15 protein-coding genes, 2 tRNA genes and 1 pseudogene are annotated in these 19,488 nt (G+C 71.7%); 3 read left to right on the top strand and 15 right to left on the bottom strand.

The window, feature by feature from the left end; genetic code table 11:
- Positions 1–5 precede the first annotated feature (5 nt).
- From OHB41_RS17265 to leuS, 6 genes are all read right to left on the bottom strand, one after another.
- Positions 6–833, bottom strand: a complete 828-nt coding sequence (locus OHB41_RS17265; protein WP_266699115.1) for an arylamine N-acetyltransferase family protein — start codon at positions 831–833, stop codon at positions 6–8.
- Positions 834–837: 4 nt separating this feature from the next.
- Entirely contained in the window at positions 838–3,366 is a 2,529-nt protein-coding gene (locus tag OHB41_RS17270) for a ComEC/Rec2 family competence protein (RefSeq protein WP_526024926.1), read from the bottom strand.
- 284 nt (positions 3,367–3,650) lie between these two features.
- On the bottom strand, positions 3,651–4,823 hold the full coding sequence (locus OHB41_RS17275) for a ComEA family DNA-binding protein (protein WP_266699116.1): 1,173 nt from the start codon (positions 4,821–4,823) through the stop codon (positions 3,651–3,653).
- A gap of 276 nt (positions 4,824–5,099) precedes the next feature.
- Entirely contained in the window at positions 5,100–5,945 is an 846-nt protein-coding gene (locus tag OHB41_RS17280; protein ID WP_266699117.1) for a DegV family protein, read from the bottom strand.
- A gap of 69 nt (positions 5,946–6,014) precedes the next feature.
- Entirely contained in the window at positions 6,015–6,737 is a 723-nt protein-coding gene (locus tag OHB41_RS17285; protein ID WP_266705933.1) for a hypothetical protein, read from the bottom strand.
- 254 nt (positions 6,738–6,991) lie between these two features.
- Positions 6,992–9,880, bottom strand: a complete 2,889-nt coding sequence (gene leuS / locus OHB41_RS17290; protein ID WP_266699118.1) for a leucine--tRNA ligase — start codon at positions 9,878–9,880, stop codon at positions 6,992–6,994.
- Positions 9,881–10,351: 471 nt separating this feature from the next.
- On the opposite strand from leuS, the gene OHB41_RS17295 reads away from it, so the two are divergent.
- Both OHB41_RS17295 and OHB41_RS17300 read left to right on the top strand, forming a co-directional pair.
- Entirely contained in the window at positions 10,352–11,611 is a 1,260-nt protein-coding gene (locus OHB41_RS17295; protein WP_526024927.1) for a ferric reductase-like transmembrane domain-containing protein, read from the top strand.
- Entirely contained in the window at positions 11,608–13,227 is a 1,620-nt protein-coding gene (locus tag OHB41_RS17300; protein WP_266699121.1) for an NADH-quinone oxidoreductase subunit NuoF family protein, read from the top strand. The genes OHB41_RS17295 and OHB41_RS17300 overlap by 4 nt, the downstream gene beginning before the upstream one ends.
- Before the next feature lie 49 nt (positions 13,228–13,276).
- Here the strand turns inward: OHB41_RS17300 and OHB41_RS17305 are convergent.
- Positions 13,277–13,349 (bottom strand) — tRNA-Ala (locus OHB41_RS17305).
- 122 nt (positions 13,350–13,471) lie between these two features.
- Between OHB41_RS17305 and OHB41_RS17310 the strand changes: the two genes are divergently transcribed.
- Entirely contained in the window at positions 13,472–14,656 is a 1,185-nt protein-coding gene (locus OHB41_RS17310) for a glycosyltransferase 87 family protein (protein ID WP_266699122.1), read from the top strand.
- Here the strand turns inward: OHB41_RS17310 and OHB41_RS17315 are convergent.
- The 8 genes and pseudogenes from OHB41_RS17315 to nadD form a co-directional block, all read right to left on the bottom strand.
- The gene (locus tag OHB41_RS17315; protein WP_010986886.1) at positions 14,625–14,858 is read right to left on the bottom strand and encodes a hypothetical protein; all 234 of its coding nucleotides are present in this window, start codon (positions 14,856–14,858) and stop codon (positions 14,625–14,627) included. The genes OHB41_RS17310 and OHB41_RS17315 overlap by 32 nt on opposite strands.
- A 3-nt stretch (positions 14,859–14,861) precedes the next feature.
- Entirely contained in the window at positions 14,862–15,035 is a 174-nt protein-coding gene (locus OHB41_RS17320; protein WP_266699124.1) for a hypothetical protein, read from the bottom strand.
- 69 nt (positions 15,036–15,104) lie between these two features.
- Positions 15,105–15,257: pseudogene (locus OHB41_RS17325) on the bottom strand (MFS transporter); the annotation flags it as partial.
- Between the two features lie 90 nt (positions 15,258–15,347).
- Positions 15,348–15,420: transfer RNA gene (locus OHB41_RS17330), tRNA-Ala, on the bottom strand.
- A 116-nt stretch (positions 15,421–15,536) separates the two neighbouring features.
- Positions 15,537–16,199, bottom strand: a complete 663-nt coding sequence (locus tag OHB41_RS17335; RefSeq protein ID WP_266699126.1) for a histidine phosphatase family protein — start codon at positions 16,197–16,199, stop codon at positions 15,537–15,539.
- The gene (gene rsfS / locus OHB41_RS17340) at positions 16,196–16,639 is read right to left on the bottom strand and encodes a ribosome silencing factor (RefSeq protein WP_266699128.1); all 444 of its coding nucleotides are present in this window, start codon (positions 16,637–16,639) and stop codon (positions 16,196–16,198) included. The genes OHB41_RS17335 and rsfS overlap by 4 nt, the downstream gene beginning before the upstream one ends.
- Positions 16,640–16,790: 151 nt before the next feature.
- Positions 16,791–18,677 carry an LCP family protein gene (locus OHB41_RS17345; RefSeq protein ID WP_266699129.1) on the bottom strand — a complete coding sequence of 629 codons (1,887 nt, stop codon included), beginning with the start codon at positions 18,675–18,677 and terminating at the stop codon, positions 16,791–16,793.
- 16 nt (positions 18,678–18,693) lie between these two features.
- Positions 18,694–19,416, bottom strand: a complete 723-nt coding sequence (nadD, locus tag OHB41_RS17350; RefSeq protein WP_266699130.1) for a nicotinate-nucleotide adenylyltransferase — start codon at positions 19,414–19,416, stop codon at positions 18,694–18,696.
- Positions 19,417–19,488: the final 72 nt, after the last annotated feature.

Below are 19,488 nucleotides of genomic sequence, written 5' to 3' on the forward strand. Positions count from 1 at the left end.
TCCGGTCAGGACTTCCGCACCTCCGGCACCTGGTCCAGTTCGATCCCGAAGCGCTCCCGGTAGATCGCCAGCACCTCCTCGTCCGTGGCCGGCTCCGTCACCTCCTTCGTCCCGTCCGGCGCCGTCACCGTCAGGCTCCGGCCGCTGAGCGTGATCCGCCCACCGTCCTCCGTGACCCGCGAACACACCGTCGACCGGCCGAAATGCGACATCGGCGAGGTGCTGTGCCACCAGGCACCCGCCACGAAGTCCCCGAGCACCCGCGGCCGGACCTCCAGGCGGTACTGCGGTCCGGCGTCCCGGATGACGTCCAGGTCCTCGGCCTCCCGCCGTCCTCCGACTCCCCGCACCCCCGCCGCGTCCGGCCCCGCCTCGACGACCCTGAACGTGCCGCCCGGGTCCGCCTGTTCGCTCCGCTCCCCGAAAGCCAGCGGATAGTGACTGTGCGCCCCGAAGCCGACGTCGGCCAGCCAGTCGCCCCCGTCCACCGTCCGCACCCGCAACGCGAGGTGGTCGTAGGGAATCCCCAGCCGTCCCTCCTCGCCGTACCCCCGGGCCGAGAGAAGCGTCACATCGAAGCCCAACGCCCCCAGCAACGCCCCGAACAGGCCGTTCAGTTCGTAGCAGAAGCCACCCCTGCGCGCGCCCACCACCTTGTCCAGCAGGCGTTTCTCCTCCAGCACGATCTCCTCTCCCAGATGGATCGACAGGTTCTCGAACGGCACCGTCTTGAGATGGCGGAGGTGCAGCTCACGCAACACCCCGGAGGTGGGCCACGCCGGGTGCTGGGCCCCGATCCGGCGGAGGTAGGCATCAGCCTGTGCGGAATTCATGACCTCAGTCTCTCGCCACGCCCAGCTCCGCGCCCGCACCGACGACAGCCAGTGCCCCGTCCTCGTCCGTCCGCAGCACCACGGCACCACCCGCACGCAGCGCCGCTACCGTGCCGGGAGCGGGATGCCCGTACGGGTTGTCCCTCCCGCAGGAGATCAGAGCGATGCGCGGAGCGGCCTTCCGTATGAGCTCCGGATCCTGGTAGGCCGAGCCGTGATGGGCGACCTTGAGCACGTCCACGGCCGCCAATCCACCGGCGACGGGCGACCTCAACAGCGCCCGCTGGGCCGGTGGTTCGAGGTCCCCAAGGAGCAGCATCCGCAGTCCGGCCGACCGCACGAGCAGGGCGAGACTGGCGTCGTTCGGACCGTCCGGCACAGGGCCCGGCGGGCTCGGCCCCGGCCACAGCACCTGCCATTCGAGGCTTCCCGTCCGCCGTCGCTCTCCGGCCACGGCCCGCGTCACCTCGATGTGCCGCGCGGCCGCCTCCCGTCGGACGAACTCGGCCTGGTCCGGCGGCTCCTCGAACCCGGTCGTCTCGATCGCCCCCACGGAACGACCGCGCAACACCCCTGGCAGCCCCGCCACATGATCGGCGTGGAAGTGCGTGAGTACGACGAGCGGAATCCGGGTGACCCCGAGCGCGCTGAGGCAGTGGTCGACCAGTCCCGGGTCCGGCCCGGCGTCCACCACCACCGCGGTGCCGTCGCCTGCCGCCAGCACCGTCGCGTCGCCCTGCCCCACGTCGCACATCACGAACCGCCAGCCGGGCGGCGGCCATCCCGTGATCACCCTGGTGAGGGGTGCCGGCCGCACCACGATGAGCAGGAACACCACGAGGCACACACCGATCGCCCACGGGTGCTTCAGGAACCGTCGGCCGACGAGCACGACGGCCGCCGTGACCAGGGCGAGCAGCACCGCCCCCGCCCAGCTTCCCGGCCAGTCCACGGCCCCACCGGGCAGGGCCGCTCCGGTTCGGGCGATGTCCGCGATCCACCGGGTGGGCCAACTCGCGCACCATGCCTGCGCCTTGGCGACAGCCGGGGTGAGCGGTGCGGTCGCCAGCGTCGCGAACCCCAGCACGGTGGCCGGCGCGACGGCGAACTCCGCGAGCAGATTGCACGGCACCGCCACCAGGCTCACCCGTGCCGACAGGACGGCGACGACCGGTGCGCACAGCGCCTGTGCGGCTCCGGCCGCCGCGAGCGCCTCGGCCAGCCGCGGTGGCACCCGGCGCCGGCGGAGCGCCGCACTCCAGCGCGGGGCGAGCGTGAGCAGGGCGCCGGTCGCCAGGACGGAGAGCAGGAAGCCGTAGCTACGGGCCAGCCAGGGGTCGTACAGCACCAGCAGCAGTACGGCCGTGGCCAGCGCGGGGATCAGTGATCGGCGGCGTCCGGTCGCGACGGCGAGCAGAGTGACCGTGCCGCAGGCCGCGGCCCGCAGCACGCTCGGATCGGGGCGGCAGACGATCACGAACCCGAGCGTGACCGCGCCGCCCAGCAGCGCGGTCGTCCGCAGCGGAATGCCCAGCCGTGGTGCGAGGCCGCGTCGCTCGGCACGCTGGGCAAGGCCGGGCGGTCCGATGAACAGGGCCAGCAGAATCGTGAGGTTGCCGCCGCTGACCGCGAGCAGATGCGTGAGATCCGTCGCCTTGAACGCGTCGTCCAGCTCCGGTGTGATCCGTGCGGTGTCCCCCACGACCAGCCCCGGCAGGAGGGCCCGCGCGTCCGCTTCCAGTCCGCCGGTCGCCTGCCGCAGCCCCTCGCGCAGCCGACCGGCGAACCGCTGCGGCCCGGACGGCTCCCCCACCACCTCCGGTGCCCCGCTCCCCCGTACACGCAGCACTGCCGCGACCCGGTCACCGTCCGACTGTGCGGGCGCCAGCCGCCCCTCCACCCGCACCCGGGTGGACGGCAGGAGCGACAGCCAGGGCGACCGCCGGTCGGCCGGCTCGGGCGGGCCTCTGGGCGTCCTCGCGTCGACGATCATCAGTACCGGCGTACGCGTCTCCACGGCTCGCCCGCTCCCGTCCGCCCGCGTCACCCGCCGGATCTCGGCGTCGAGCAGCACGGCGGTCGGAGCCGCGTGGTCCCCCTTGATCCGGGGTCGGGTGAGCCGTGCGTCGGAGGTGACCTCCGCCTCGACGGTCACATGGGCGAACTGCCGCGCCAGGGCCGGGACCGGCCCACGGCGCACATCCGCCCCGTGCAGTCCCGCGGAGGTGGCGGCTGCGGCGGCGCAGAGCAGCACGGCGGCTGCGGACATCCTCGGCCACACCCGCGGCGTCGCCCGTGGCCGCGGTTCGCCCCGCCGGCCCGCACCGTGCGTGCGCCTGCGTCCCGCCGCCAGCAGGACGCAGGCCACGGCCACGCAGCCCACCACCACGCCCGTGGTCCAGCCGGCCGGGGCGTCCAGCGTCAGCGCCGCCGTCATCCAGGCCGCCAGAGCGGGCGGCACGAGTCGCAGGTCCGCAGGCCCTTCCTCCTGCGGATGCGCCATACCCAGCCGCCTGCCAGAGGCCGCGTGCACGGCCCGGCGCCTCCTCGCCCCGCGGGTGTCCCTGGCCCCGCGGTTCCTGGCCCCGTGAGCCTCACCTGCCTTGCGGATGATCTTTGTCTCGCGCGTGCTCCCGTCGTCACGGAGGACCCCATCGGTGTGGAGTACCCCATCGGTGTGGAGGTGCCGGTCGTCGTGGAGGTCCGGGATCTCGGGGGTGTTCCGAGGCTCAGGGACGGTCCGGGTCACGGGGACGGTCGGGGTCGTGGACACGGTCCGGTCCGAGGCCGTCCGCTCACAGGGGTTCGTGGGCCCGCTCACGGCCGCACGAGATTCTGCAGATCGGCGAACCGGCGGTCCCCGATTCCATTGACCTCGCGGAGTTCGTCGACCGTGCGGAAACCCCCGTGCTCGGTGCGGTACTCGATGATGTGCTGGGCGAGCACCGGGCCGACGCCGGGCAGGGTGTCGAGCTGGTCAACGGTGGCCGTGCTGAGGGAGACCGGAGCCGATGGCGCCGTCCGGGGGCCGGCTCCGCCCGCACCACCGGCGAGGGAGCCGCCGCCCGTGGCCGCCCCCGCCACGGGTGCGGGAGCACCGACGACGACCTGTTCGCCGTCCACCAGGAGGCGTGCGCGGTTGAGACCCTCCGTGTTCGCCCCTGGCCGCACTCCGCCCGCGGCCCGCAGCGCGTCCTCGACCCGCGACCCGGCCGGCAGGCGCTGGAGCCCAGGACTGCGCACCTTGCCGCTGACGTCCACCACGATCACCGTTCCGGCCGGGCCCGCGGTGTTCGCCACCCCGGCCGGGCCGCCCGCCTCCGCCGACGACGGTTCCGTGACTCCGCTTCCGCCTTCCGGCCCCTCCCGTCCGCCGAAGGGAGCGACCGCCCGCACCGCTTCGGGAGCCCGCACCGGCTGTGTCCGGCCGGCCCAGAAGTGCTGCACGGCGAAGACGGCGGCGACGACGAGCAGCACACCGAGCGCCGCCACGCTCCGGCGCTCCAGGCCGCACCTCGACTGCAGCCACAGCGGCATCCGCTCCCGTACGGCGAGCCCGGCCCGGTGCCGCCACTCGGCCGCCGCACCGCGCGCGGGAACGCCGGTACCCGCGGGACCGCCCATGTCCGGTGCCGGAGCCTCTTGCCCTGAGGGTCCGTCGGGCGAGGGGACGCCACTCCGCGAGGAACGGTCCTCGCCCCAGCCCTTGGCGTCCCCGAGCCCCGCCGAGGTTCTCGCCCTCGGGGCTCCCACGTCCCGATCCAGCCCCGGCGGTCCGTGCCCCGACTCCCCTTCCTCCCGCTCCGATTGGGGGAAGAGCGCCCGTGCGCGCAGGCGGAGCGCCTCGGCCGGGGCGTCGTGGCGCCGAACGTCGGCCCGGGAGCGGCCGCGCGGGTGGGATCGGCGATGGTGGGTGCGGCCGTCGGAGACGGGGCCGCGCCCCGGTCCACTGGTCGGTGTGGCTGTGCGTGAGCGTGATCGAAGTGCCATGCGTCGAGGATCCGGCACATCGCCGACTCGCGATGATCTTGCTCAATTCCGGTGGACCACGGACGAATTGTGGACAACTCCGTCACCCGCAAGGGTCACGGCCGACGTGGCCTGCACCGCCGACTCGATCGACACGATCGCCAACGGCCGACGGCCGACACAACCGCCACGGCCGGAGAACCAGCACGATCGCGAACGCCCGACACCATCGCCACGGCCGGAGCGGTCAGCAGGGCCAGCAGGGTCGGCACGGTCGGCTCGACAACGTCCCCGCCCTCACCGAGGCGAGACGACCGCCCCCAACAACCCGGGCCCGGTGTGCGCCCCGATCACCGCCCCGACCTCACTCACATGCAGATCGGCCAGACCCGGCACCCGTACCCGCAACCGGTCCGCGAGGGCGGACGCCCGCTCGGCGGCGGCCAGGTGATGGACGGCGATGTCGACCTGGGCGCTGCCGGCGCGCTCGACCACGATCTCCTCCAGGCGGGCGATCGCCTTCGCGGCTGTGCGTACCTTCTCCAGGAGTTCGATGCGGCCGCCGTCCAGTTGCAGCAGCGGCTTCACCGCGAGCGCGGAGCCGAGCAGCGCCTGCGCCGCACCGATCCGGCCGCCGCGGCGCAGATAGTCGAGGGTGTCGACGTAGAAGTACGTGGAGGTGCCGGAGGCCCGCTTCTCCGCGGCCGTGACCGCCTCGTCGACGGTGCCTCCCGCCTCCGCGGACTGGGCCGCGGCCAGTGCGCAGAACCCGAGGGCCATCGCGACCATCCCGGTGTCCACCACGCGCACGGGCACGGGCGCCTCACGCGCCGCGAGGACCGCGGCGTCGTAGGTGCCGGAGATGTCGGCGGACAGATGGAGGGAGACGATGCCGGTCGCACCCGACTCGGCGAGCGCGCGGTAGGTGGCGGCGAAGACCTCGGGGCTGGGCCGGGACGTGGTGACGGGGCGCCGCTTCTGGAGTGCCTGGGCCAGGGAGCGGGCCGAGATCTCGGTGCCTTCTTCGAGCGCCTGGTCGCCGAGGACCACGGTCAGGGGCACCGCGGTGATGCCGTGGCGCTCCATCGTCCGGGGCGGCAGGTAGGCCGTTGAATCGGTGACGATCGCGACATGGCGGGACATGAGCTGGAGGTTACCCGCCGGGGCGCCCGGACGGCAGCCCGGCCCCTCTCACCTGGGGTCCAGGTCGGGTCAAGTCGTGCTCTCGGGGCGGGGCTTCTTCTGCCAAGGGTAGGTGGGACGCCGCCCCGGCGGGGTGATGGCGGAACGCGTCGGCTCGTCGGCCGGGCGCGACCGAGGGGGCCCCGGCCAGGTCTGGCTGTCGGAAGCTGTCGCGTCCGGAGCCGGTGCCTCCGGCCAGGAGGAGGTGGGCTGCGGCTCGGTCGTCCAGTGCCGCAGCGCGCCCGCTTCGACGTCGATCTGCGCGCTCAGCGAGTCCAGGTCGTCCTCGGCGAACCGGCGGGCGCGGTCCCGCGCTGCCCAGCGCAGCGAGTCCGCGGACCCGGTGATCCGCTCGGTGCGCTCGCGCAGTCCGGGCAGGCGCGTGGCCAGGGTGTCCTTGTCCGGCTCCGTCTCGAGGCGCTTGAGCTCGTCGTCCAGCTCCCGCCCGTGCGCGCTGAGTCGCTCGAAGAGCCCCAGGGACTCCTTCAGGGACTCGTCCTCGCCCACGCCCGCGTGCAGCGCGTCCTGCGTGGCCCGCATCGAGGTGCGCAGCTTCAGCCGCAGCTGGGCGATCTCGCCGGCCGGGCCGAACTGGGTGAAGGTCTTGGCGCGAAGGGTGCTGTCCTCGACCGTGCGGCGGGCCTGCGAGATCGTGCGGTCCACGCTGCGCTTGGCGGCGCCGATCACCTTCACCGTGGCGTACGCGCCCAGGACCACGAACAGCAGGAAGAGCAGGGCGATCACTGCGATCACGGCTTCCACCACGCTCCTCCTCCCGACGGTCGCGGCGGCTGCCACGACGCTCTTCAACGGTAAACGCAACGGGCAGGTCCGGAGTTCCGGAAGAACCCCGAACCTGCCCGTAGGGGACCACCCCGACGTCCCGGCCCGAAAGAGGCCGCGCGACGGGGAGACCTCGCGTGGACTCGGGCGCGAACCTGCGCGCGAGTCCACGCGAACCCGGCATGGACACCGGTGAGCGGCCCGCGCGCGGGCCTCCGCCCGCCCTAGCCCGTAACGATGTTCACCAGCTTCGGCGCCCGCACGATCACCTTGCGGATGCCGGCGCCGTCCAGCGCCGCGACGACCTTCTCATCGGCCAGCGCGATCTTCTCCAGCTCCGCGTCGGAGATCGACGGGGAGACCTCCAGGCGCGCCTTGACCTTGCCCTTGATCTGCACGACGCAGGTCACGGCCTCGTCCACGACGTACGCCGGATCGGCCACGGGGAAGTCCTGGTGGACCACCGTGTCCGAGTGGCCCAGCTTGCGCCACAGCTCCTCGGCGATGTGCGGGGCCAGCGGCGCGATCAGCAGCACCAGTGCCTCGGCGACCGTGCGCGACACCGGGCCGCCCGCCTTGGTCAGGTGGTTGTTCAGCTCGGTGACCTTGGCGATGGCCGTGTTGAAGCGCAGGCCTTCCAGGTCCTGGCGCACGCCGTCGATCGCCTTGTGCAGGACCCGCAGCGTGTCCTCGTCCGCGTCGTCCTCGACGACGGTGACCGAACCGGTCGTCTCGTCGACGACGTTGCGCCACAGGCGCTGCAGCAGCCGGTACTGGCCGACCACCGCGCGCGTGTCCCACGGTCGCGACACGTCCAGGGGGCCCATCGCCATCTCGTACAGACGCAGCGTGTCCGCGCCGTACTCGTCGCAGATCTCGTCCGGAGTGACCGCGTTCTTCAGGGACTTGCCCATCTTGCCCAGCAGCCGGGAGACCTTCTCGCCCTGGTAGTAGTACGCGCCGTCGCGCTCCTCCACCTCGGCGGCGGGCACGGCGATGCCGCGGCTGTCGCGGTACACGAAGGCCTGGATCATGCCCTGGTTGAACAGCTTGTGGAAGGGCTCCGCCGAGGAGACATGGCCCAGGTCGAACAGGACCTTCGACCAGAAGCGCGCGTACAGCAGGTGCAGCACGGCGTGCTCGGCGCCGCCGACGTACAGGTCGACGCCGCCGGTGGGCTGGCCCTCGCGCGGGCCCATCCAGTACTGCTCGATGGCCGGGTCGACCAGCTTCTGATCGTTGTGCGGGTCCAGGTAGCGCAGTTCGTACCAGCAGGAACCGGCCCAGTTCGGCATGGTGTTGGTCTCGCGGCGGTACTTCTGCGGGCCGCGGCCGTCGCCCAGGTCCAGGGTGACGTCGACCCAGTCCTCGTTGCGGGACAGCGGCGTCTCCGGGGAGGTGTTCGCGTCGTCCGGGTCGAAGGTGCGCGGTGAGTAGTCCTCGACCTCCGGCAGCTCCAGGGGCAGCATCGACTCGGGCAGCGCGTGGGCGACGCCGTCCTCGTCGTAGACGATCGGGAAGGGCTCGCCCCAGTAGCGCTGCCGGCTGAACAGCCAGTCGCGCAGCCGGAAGTTGACGGTGCCCTCGCCGATGCCCCTGCGGGCCAGCCACTCGGTGATGCGCGCCTTGGCGTCGACGACGCCCAGGCCGTCCAGGGAGATCTCGGCACCCGAGGAGTTGACGATCTTCGCGTCGTACGAGGCGAAGGCGTCGTCCCAGGTCGAGGGGTCGGTGCCCCGGTCGTCGCTCGGCTCGACGACGCAGCGCATCGGCAGCTCGAAGGCGCGCGCGAACGCGAAGTCGCGGGTGTCGTGCGCCGGGACGGCCATGATGGCGCCGGTGCCGTAGCCCATCAGTACGTAGTCGGCGATGAAGACGGGGATCCGCTCGCCGCTGACCGGGTTGGTGGCGTACACGCCGGTGAAGACGCCGGTCTTGTCCTTGGCCTCGGCCTGGCGCTCGACGTCCGACTTCGAGGCGGCCTGCGCGCGGTAGGCGGCGACGGCCTCGGCCGGGGTCGCGTGCGCGCCGGTCCACACCTCGTGGGTGCCCTCGGGCCAGGCCGCCGGGACGAACTTGTCGACCAGCGGGTGCTCGGGGGCCAGCACCATGTAGGTGGCGCCGAACAGGGTGTCCTGACGCGTGGTGAAGACCGTGATGGCGTCGCCGTCGACCGGGAAGTCGACCCGGGCGCCTTCGGAGCGGCCGATCCAGTTGCGCTGCTGCAGCTTGATGGCCTCGGGCCAGTCCAGCGCTTCCAGGTCGTCCAGCAGGCGGTCGGCGTACGCCGTGATCCGCATGTTCCACTGCCGCAGCTTGGCCTTGAAGACGGGGAAGTTGCCGCGCTCGGAGCGGCCGTCCGCGGTGACCTCCTCGTTGGCCAGTACGGTGCCCAGCCCGGGGCACCAGTTGACGGGCGCGTCGGAGGCGTACGCCAGCCGGTACTCGCTCAGGGTGTCGGCGCGCTCGACGGCGGTCAGCTCGTTCCACGCGCGCGCGTGGCCGTCAGCGCCCGCGACGGCGCGGTCGCCGCTCTCGAACTGGGCGATCAGCGCGGAGATCGGACGGGCCTTGCCGGCCTCGTCGTCGTACCAGGAGTTGAAGATCTGCAGGAAGATCCACTGGGTCCACTTGTAGTAGTCCGGGTCGATCGTCGCGAAGGACCGGCGCTTGTCGTGGCCCAGGCCCAGCGCGCGCAGCTGGACCTTCATGTTCTCCATGTTGGCCTCGGTGGACACGCGCGGGTGCGTGCCGGTCTGCACGGCGTACTGCTCCGCGGGCAGGCCGAAGGCGTCGAAGCCCAGGGTGTGCAGGACGTTGTGACCGGTCATCCGCTGGAAGCGGGCGAACACGTCGGTGGCGATGTAGCCCAGCGGGTGGCCGACGTGCAGGCCCGCCCCGGAGGGGTACGGGAACATGTCCATGATGAACTTCTTGGGCTTCGCGGCCAGCGCGGGATCGCCGGCCAGGTCACCACTGGGGTTCGGCGCCTCGTACGTGCCCTCGGCGTCCCAGAAGTCCTGCCAGCGTGCCTCGATCTCCGCGGCCATCGCGGCCGTGTAGCGGTGCGGCGCTGCCACCTCGGAGGCGGCAGCGGGGTTCGTCTCGCTCATGATCCTCAAAGCTCCATCGATCGTCTCTGCCAGCGGCTCAGAAATGAAAAATCCCCTCGCACAGGAGGGGAGGCCGCGCCGATTCCGACCACGGGTCGTCAGTGGTCGGGACTGATCAGCGCGGCTCACTAAGCAGAAGGCGTACGGCACGCATGGCGTCAGGGTACCGCAGCACCCGCGCGCGTCGCGACGGGCTTCCGGGGCACGCGACACGCCGCGCGACGGTCACGATCGCGCCAAAAAACTGAACAATATTCAAATATTACTTCGCGTAACGGACCCTAAGGGACAACACAAGGGCCCGGCGGCCCTTTGATAACAACGTAATAACTCAATCTCGTATCCCTCAGGAGTGACTCGACCTAGAGTGCGGCTTCGGGACCGCTTCCCCGAACCGTTGGGAGTAACCCCCCTATGAACCCTCGTCGTAATGGCAGCACCCTTTCCCGCCCAGGTCGCTCCGCCTATGGAGTGGCCACCGCTGTCATTCTGCTTCTCATACCCGTGGTCGTACTGGCAGGAGGCAACGGAGTCCGGGACTTCCTCAACTTCGGCGCCGGCGTGCTGTCGCTGGTCGCGCTCTCCTGCTCCGTCATCTGGGGGCTGGTGGCGACCGACCGGCTGTTCCTGAACACCCGCCAACGCCTGGTGGCGCAGGCGGTGCACCGCACGACCGCCGTCTCCTCGGTCGCCTTCCTGCTGCTGCACATCACGGTCAAGCTGGCGCTCGACCACACCGTGCTGATCGCCGCCCTGATCCCCTTCAGCCTCGGCGTCTCCGGGACGGCCGGACTCATCGGCTTCGGCTCCCTGGCCGGACTGCTCATGATCTTCACGGCCATCACCGGCGCGCTGCGCAGCGCCTTCGCGTCCCCGGCCCCGGTCGCGGCCCGCTGGCGCGCGATGCACATGCTGGCCTACCCGGCCTGGTGCTCCGCGCTGATCCACGGCCTCTACGCGGGTCGACAGGCGAAGCCGATCTTCACGATCCTGTACAGCCTGTGCCTGGTCGCGGTCATGGCCGCACTCGCCCTGCGCTCGGCGCCCGCCCCCTACAAGCGCAAGGTCGCCGACCGGGTCCTCGCGCTCCTCGGTGAAGGCAACGGCTTCAGCGCCCGCATGGCACGCGAGGAGCAGCTGACGGCATCCCGCGCCGCCCGGGCCGAGAACAACGCGCCGGGCTTCGCGCCACGCCCCGCCCAGCAGCCCACGGGAGACTCCTTCGTGCCGCCGCAGCGCACCCCGGGCCCCGAGCAGTCGCTCTACCAGACCCCGGTGGACCCCGCCGCCGCGGGCGGGACGCCCGGATTCGCGGCCGCCTACCGGGCCGTGTCGGGTACGCCCGGCGGGAACCCCGCGGGGGCCGCGCCGACCGAGCGCTTCCAGATGCCGATGAACACGCAGCCCACGGAGACGTTTCCGCGCGCCGACGGCAGCAGCCCGTCGGGCAGTTGGCCCATCCCCTCGCCGCCGCCGGTCGGCGAGGCACCCCGCTCCGCGTACGACCCGCTGGCGGACACGGGATACAACATCCCCGTCTACGACAATTCGGCCACGGCCGCGTACCGCACGAGTGATGTGTACGACACCGGTGAGACGAACCCCGCCTTCGGCACGTACAACACCAACGACACGTACGACAGCGGTCCCACGACTGACGTACTGCCGGGTGCCTTCGACGCTCCTGGCTCCGGTGAACCATGGAACGCCCCTTCCGGAGGCTTTAAGTGAACGAGGCCCTGCCCGACGTCCCGGAGGTCCGCGTCGTCGGACTTCCGCAGCTCACGTCGGGTTTCGACCTGGTTGAACGGCTCGATCTGCCCATGCACCTCAAGGTGCACGGGCCGCTCGAGCCGATGGGCGGTGAACAGCTCGCGGGCCTCGCCGAGGCGATCGGCCTGAAGGGCCGCGGCGGCGCGGGCTTCCCCTTCGCCAAGAAACTGCGCTCGGTCGCCGAGTCGGCCATCAGCAAGGGCATCCGGCCCGTGGTGGTCGTCAACGGGAGCGAGGACGAACCCGCCTGCCGCAAGGACACGGTGCTCATCAACCGTGCCCCGCACCTCATCCTGGACGGAGCACTGCTGGCCGCGGAGGCCATGGGTGCGCGCACCCTGGTCATCGGCGTGACGCGTGAGTCCACCCAGAGGTCCATGGAGGCGGCGCTGGCCGAACGCGGCCTGAGCGACCGGCGCGGATCGCCTCTTCGCGCGCGCGTGCAGCGCAATCCGGTACGCATGGTGACCGGGGCCGCGGCCTCGCTCATCCGCTCCATCGACGGCGGCCCGGCCATCCCGCCCGGCCGCAAGATCAGTGCGTCGCAGACCGGCGTCGGCGGCGCTCCCACGCTGCTGTCGAACGCCGAGACGTTCGCCCAGCTGGCCATCGCCGCCCGCATCGGCCCCGACCGGTACCGCAACACCGGCCTGTACGACGAGCCCGGCACCGTCTTGCTCACCGTCTCCGGCGCCGTCGCGCGCCCCATGGTGATCGAGGTCCCGACCGGCGTACCGCTGCGGTACGTGCTCCAGCTCGCCGGCGCCCCGCCCACCCCGCAGGGCGTGCTGACCGGCGGCTACCACGGCAAGTGGCTGGACGCGGCGATGGTCAACGAGGCGATCGTCTCGCGCAACTCCCTGGACGCCGTGGGCGGCGCGCTCGGCGCCGGCGCCATCCTCCCGATCACCCAGGAGACGTGCCCGCTGGGCGAGTCGCTCCGAGTGGCGCAGTGGCTGGCCGAGGAGAGCGCGGGACAGTGCGGTCCCTGCTACCTCGGCCTGCCCGCCGCGGCGCGTGGTCTCGAGGACATCCTCAACGGCGGCGGTCCGGCCGCGCTGGAGGCCGTGAAGCAGGTCGCCAAGGCCGTGAAGCGACGCGGTGCGTGCTCCCACCCGGACGGCTCGGCGATGTTCATCGAGTCGACGATCAAGGCGTTCACCGACGACCTCGCCGCGCACGTCCTCGGAAACGGCTGCGGAAGGCCCGTGGAGGGCGTTCTGCCGCTCTTCGAGGGCGGCCAGACCCCGACGGGCATCCCGGGCGGCCAGGCGCAGGAGGAGGCGGGCCCCAGCCGCCAGAAGATCTACGTCGACTGGACGCTGTGCCGCGGGCACGGCCTGTGCGCGGACATCCTGCCCGAGGTCTTCGAGCTCGGCGCGGACGGGTTCCCCACCGTCGCGCAGGCACAGGTCCCCCGGTACGCGGAGGCGAAGGCGCTGCGGGCCGTACGCCGCTGCCCGGCGCTCGCCCTGCGCATCGAGGAGGACACCAGATCCTCCGCACCGGCACGCAACAACCTGCCGGTGCTGTCCCAGCGCCGTGGCCGCCGGGCGCTGGGCAGCGGCCGCTGAACACCACGAAGGCGGGCCACCCGATCGGGTGGCCCGCCTTCAATTTCTGTGGAGCTAAGGAGAATTGAACTCCTGACCTCCTGCATGCCATGCAGGCGCTCTACCAACTGAGCTATAGCCCCTTGTTCCGCTCCGCCCGGTCTCCCCGGCGGCGACGCCAACATTACACGGTCCTCCCGGTGCACCGCCAAATCGATTCCGCGCCGCTCGGACAATACGGACAAGCGGGATAGTGTCGGCCTCCGTGACCGTGATCGCCCTCCCTCGTGTCCGCCGCCACGCGTCCGTCGCCCTGGGGACCTGCCTGTTGTCGTTCGCCGCCTTCTGGTGCGCGCAGCGGGCCGCGCACGTGTCGATGATCGACCTGACGGTGTACCGGGCGGAGGGCGCGACCGTACGCGCGGGCGGCGACCTCTACGCGCTGCGCACGACCGAGGCCCATCTGCCCACGACGTACCCCCCGTTCGCGGCGCTGCTGTTCACACCGCTGACCCTGCTCGACACGGCGGACCTGCGGACGGCGGCGACGGCCGGGAACCTGGCCCTTCTCGTGGCTTTCGTGACGCTCTCGCTGCGGCTCGTCGGCCACGCGCGCGTGGAGAGCGTGTGGTGGGTGTCGGCGGCGGCCGTGTGGTGCGAGCCGGTGTGGACGACGCTGCGCTACGGGCAGGTCAACCTGCTGCTCGGCGTGTTGGTGCTGTGGGACCTGACCGGGCGGCCCGGACGGCGCTGGGCCGGGGCGGGCATCGGGATCGCCGCGGCGGTCAAACTGACCCCGGCGCTCTTCGCGGTGTTCCTGCTGACCGCCGGCCTCGTGGAACACGCGCGCCGGGGCAGCGGAGGCCCCCGGCTGCGCCACGCGCGCGGGGCGGCCGTCGCGTTCACCGGGGCGACGCTGCTCGCGGCCGCCGTCCTGCCGTACGACTCGTGGCGCTTCTGGAGCCGGATGGTCTTCGAGACGGGCCGGGTCGGGCTGGTGGAGGACACCGCGAACCAGTCGCTGCGCGGGGTCATGGCCCGGCTGCTGCACAGCGCGCATCCCGGCCTCTGGTGGATCGCCGCGGCTGCCGTGGTGGGGTCCCTGGGCCTCACGGCCGCCGTCGCCGCGGAACTGCGCGGGCTGCGGGCCTGGGCGGTGACCGCCTGCGCGGTGACGGCACTGCTGGTCAGTCCGGTGTCCTGGTCGCACCACTGGGTCTGGTGCGTGCCGCTGACGCTGCTCCTCGCGACGCGCGGGAGGGCGTCTGCCGTCGCCACCGCCGTGGCGTTCTGCTCGTACGCGCTGTGGTGGGTCCCGCACGGCCCGGGCAGGCTCGAACTGCACCAGAACGGCGTCCAGTCGACGCTGTCGGCCCTCTACGCGGGAGCCGGCTGCGCCTTCCTGGCCCTGCTCGGGGTCAGGCTGTCGCGAACGAGTAGAAGCGCTTGAGCGTGCAGTGCTCGTCGAGGAGCCGCCCGTAGATCGGCTCGCCCTCCAGCTCGCGGTACGTCTCGATGGGGTCGCCTTTTATGATCAGCGCCCGCGCGCACTCCTCGCACCAGTACTGGTAGTCGTGATTGACCGGTTCCATGTCGCGGACGATGGGCGTACCACTGCCGCACCAATCGCACTTTCGCCTGTGTGCACCCATCGATCAGCTCCAGCTGTGGCCGCAGGCCGTGCACACGTAGGAGATCCCGCCGTTGTCGCCGAGGACCTGGGCGATGTGGACGGATCCGCAGGAAGGACAGTCGAGGCGAGTGGCTCTTCTACGTTTCGGTGCCACTTCGAGAAGATCGTGGACCTCCTCGAGGATGCTCGCAGGCATCGCTTCTCCCTCCCGTCGGGCCGCGCCCCCTTCCGGCCGTTTGATTCTGCCACGGCCGGAGCAATACGGTCAGCGACGCCTTCGTACCAGTCCGGACACGGCACCCGACGTAGCCGTCGCGGCCAGCGCAGACGTGCACATGAGGAGCGCGTCCGCAGAGGTATACGCCCCCGGGGCCCCAAGTGACTCAAGCCGGTCCGAGAAGAGTGTGACGAAGGCCGCCCGGAGGCCCCGGGTACACAAAAAACCCCGCCCCCCGGAGGGGACGGGATCTTCGTCATCGATCTTTGACGACTCAAGAGAGTCGATCTGTGGAGCTAAGGAGAATTGAACTCCTGACCTCCTGCATGCCATGCAGGCGCTCTACCAACTGAGCTATAGCCCCTTGCGTTCTTCCCGCCCTGCGGGGCGAACAAGAAGAACTTTAGCCTGCGACCTGCCGGAAAGTGAAATCCGGTCCCGACGGGTCTCCGGGACCGGACAGAGGGCCGCTCGATCCGCTCAGTCGTCGTCTCCGAGCACCGGCTCCGGCAGTGTGCCGGCGTTGTGCTCCAGCAGTCGCCAGCCCCGCGCGCCCCGTCCGAGGACGGACCAGCAGCAGTTGGAGAGGCCGCCGAGACTCTCCCAGTGCTGAGACTCCAGGCCGAGCAGACGCCCGATGGTCGTACGGATCGTGCCGCCGTGACTGACGACCACGAGGGTGCCGTCCTCGGGGAGTTTGTCGACGTGCCGCAGCACCACGGGGGCGGCGCGGTCGGCGACCTCGGACTCCAGTTCTCCCCCGCCGCGGCGCACGGGCTCTCCGCGCTTCCAGGCGGCGTACTCGTCGCCGTACCGGCCGAGGATCTCCTCGTGCGTCAGCCCCTGCCAGACGCCCGCGTAGGTCTCCCGCAGGGCCTCGTCGTGGGTGACGTCGAGGCCGGTGAGCTCGGCCAGCTCGGCGGCCGTGGCGGCGGCGCGCCGGAGGTCCGAGGCGATGATCGCGTCGGGCTCCAGCGAGGCGAGCAGCCGGGCAGCGCGCCGGGCCTGGCCGATGCCGGTCTCGGTGAGCTCGACGTCCGTGGAGCCCTGGAAGCGGCTTTCCACGTTCCAGGAGGTCTGGCCGTGCCGCCAGAGGATGACGCGGCGGCCCCGGCCCGGCTTCCTGCCGGCCCCGGCGGTCACCGCAGCTCCTCCAGTTCGGCGGAGTCCTCCTCGGCCTGCAGCTTGGCGTGCTCGGCGGTCTTGCCCCGGGTGGCCTTGGCGTCGGCCGGCAGGTCCAGCTCCGGGCAGTCCTTCCAGAGCCGCTCCAGGGCGTAGAAGACGCGCTCCTCGCTGTGCTGGACGTGCACGACGATGTCGACGTAGTCGAGCAGCACCCAGCGGGCCTCGCGGTCACCCTCGCGGCGCACCGGCTTGACGCCGAGCTCCTTGTTCAGGCGCTCCTCGATCTCGTCGACGATCGACTTGACCTGGCGGTCGTTGGGTGCGGACGCCAGCAGGAAGGCGTCGGTGATCGAGAGCACATCGCTGACGTCGTAGGCGATGATGTCGTGCGCGAGCTTGTCGGCGGCCGCCTGTGCGGCGGTGTTGATGAGCTCGATGGAGCGGTCCGTGGCGGTCACTACGCGGCTTTCCGTCGGCGGTCAGTAATGACTCAAGGGTCTCACGGACAGCAGAGGGCACCCCACGCGTTTTGGCGGCCGTGCCCCGAAAGCCCCGGGCACGGCCGCGTACACCTCGTGATCGCCGGCCGTCACCGCCGGTCGCGCGGGGTCACCCGGCCGAGGTGCTCACCTTGTAGTCCTGGCCCAGGACCACGGACACGTCCGCGTTGGACGTCGCCTTGCCCCTCGTCACGGCGCCGGTCGGCAGGCCCAGGGTCTTCGCGACCTCGACGGCGTCGTTCTTCTTGGCGGCGTCGGCGTAGGTGACCCGGGACACACTCTGGGCCGCGGCGGCGGTGCCGGAGTCCAGGAAGGTGTAGCCGCCGTTGACCAGGACGACGCGGGCCTTCTCCGTGGCGGACTTCACGCCGGTGGCGTTCCTGATGCCGACACGGACTGCGGCGCCGGCGTCGGGGCTCTTGGCGGTACCGCCGAGCACGTCCTTGACCACGCTGTCGGTGGCGCTCTCGCTCAGGGTGCCGTCCTGCTGCACGGGCAGCAGCGCCGTCTTGTAGTCGCCGCCCTTGGCGAGGTCGGCGAGCTTGGCGAGGAAGACGCCGAGGTCCTGGTCGGTCAGCGGCGGGTCGAGGATCTGCGCGAGGGTCTGCACGGTGGTCGTCGCGGCCTGCTTGTCGGACGACACCTTGCGCAGCACGCCCTGCATGACCTGCCCGAACCGCTCCAGCTGGGCGTTCTGGGCCTCACCGGGGGCCCGGTAGGTCGCGTACGCGACGGCCGCCTTGCCGCCGAGGGTCTGGTCCTCGCCCTTCTTCACGAGGGGCGGCTCGCCCTTCTTCTTGGCGTCGGGGTCGGGCACGGCGGTGTTGGTGGTGATGTCGATGTTGCCGACGAGTTCGACGAGGTTGCTGAGGTAGGGGGTGTCGAGACGCCAGGTGCCCTGGATGTCGGTCCCCAGCACCGTGTCGATCGCGTCCTGCGTCCCGGACGAACCGTCGTCGTCGACGGACTTGGCGAGTGTGGTCGTCGAGCCGTCGTCGCCCGTCAGGGCAAGGGAGTTGGGCAGCAGGACGGTGGTGCCCTGCTTGGTGGTGGTGTTGTCGACGAGCAGCGCCGTGGAGGTGCCGCCGCCCTTCGTGTCGTGCAGGTGGACGACGAGCACGTCGCGGTTCTGGGCGCTCGACGCCGTCGTCGTGGCGGGCTTGTCGTGCGAGGAGGTGCCGGGCAGCTTGCCCGCGTACCAGAGGTAGCCGACACCGCCGACCACGACGAGGGCGAACACCACGATCAGGGCGACGATCCGGCCGCGGGCGCGGCGGCGGGCCTCCTCGCGGCGCTCGGTGCGGTTCTCGGTGAACTTCAGCCAGTCGATGACGTCTTCGGACTCGGCTTCCTGCTCCTCGACGAACGCGAACTGCTCGGTGCGGTAGTCCCGGTCGGCCCGCGGCCCGCCGTCCTCCGCGGGGCCCGCCTGCTGCGGGATGTACGCGGTCTGCTCGGCGACCCGCGGCTGCTGCCCGGTGCTCGCGGCACCGGCCGTGCCCGGGGTCTGCCCGCCGTGGCCGCCGTAGCCGGCGGGCCCGTCCTGAGCCGCCCGGCCGGTCCGACCCGGCTGCCCCGTCCGTCCGGTCTGTCCGCCGCGCTCGGTCTGCGTCGTGTGAGCGGAGTGCGCCGTGTGGGGGGTCTGGGACGTCCGGGCCGACTGCCCGTAGGGGTCGTACGCCGTATCCGCCCCCTCGGGCGCGGGCGCGCCGGCCCCGTACGGGGCGTAGGGGTCGTACGCCGGGACGGACGTCTGCTGACCGGTGTCGTAGGAGGACGCCGACTGCCGGCCGGTGTCGTAGGCCGACCCGCCGGTCGCGTACGGGTCATAGCCGTAGCCCTGCGACTGCTGGGGCTGTTGGGGCTGCGCGTACGGGTCGTAGTTCTGCTGGGACTGCTGGGGCGGCACCTGCCGGTACACAGGCTGCCCGAACTCGTCGTAGCCGACGAGCTCGTACTGGTCGCCGCCCGCGTATCCGTCGTATCGGTCGTTCACCGGTGCCCCTCTCGGCTCACTCGCCGCGGTACAGCTCACGCTTGTCGATGTAGCGCACTACACCGTCCGGCACCAGATACCAGACGGGATCTCCCCTGCCGACCCTCGCACGACAGTCTGTCGACGAGATGGCGAGCGCGGGAACCTCGACGAGCGAGACCCCGCCCTCGGGAAGCCCGGGGTCGGTCAGGGTGTGACCGGGCCGGGTGACTCCGATGAAGTGCGCGAGGGAGAACAGTTCTTCCGCGTACCGCCAGGTGAGGATCTGGCCGAGCGCGTCGGCGCCGGTGATGAAGAACAGGTCGGCGTCGGGGTTGAGAGCGCGCAGGTCGCGCAGGGTGTCCGTGGTGTAGGTCGGTCCGCCGCGGTCGATGTCGATGCGGCTCACCGAGAACTGCGGGTTCTCGGCGGTCGCGATGACCGTCATCAGATAGCGGTCCTCGGCCAGGGAGACCTTCCGGTCGGTCTTCTGCCACGGCTGCCCGGTCGGTACGAAGATCACCTCGTCGAGGTGGAACTGCGCGGCCACCTCGCTGGCCGCCACCAGGTGCCCGTGGTGGATCGGATCGAACGTCCCGCCCATCACGCCGAGACGGCGCTTGCCCGGATTCGAGGGGCCGTTGCGGCGGCCGGTCGTCAGACGGCTCACGCCGCCACGCGCCCCGCCACCCGCGGCGTCGCCGACTGCGCCGCTCTCCGAGTCACTCGCCGGACCGGTAGGCATGTCCTGCTCTCCCATGCGTGCAGACCCTACCGGCCCGGTCGACGGGCTCCGCCCGACAGGGGTCCCGGGGACGGCCGCGGGTGGCTG

This window comes from Streptomyces sp. NBC_01571 (assembly GCF_026339875.1).
Classification (GTDB): domain Bacteria; phylum Actinomycetota; class Actinomycetes; order Streptomycetales; family Streptomycetaceae; genus Streptomyces.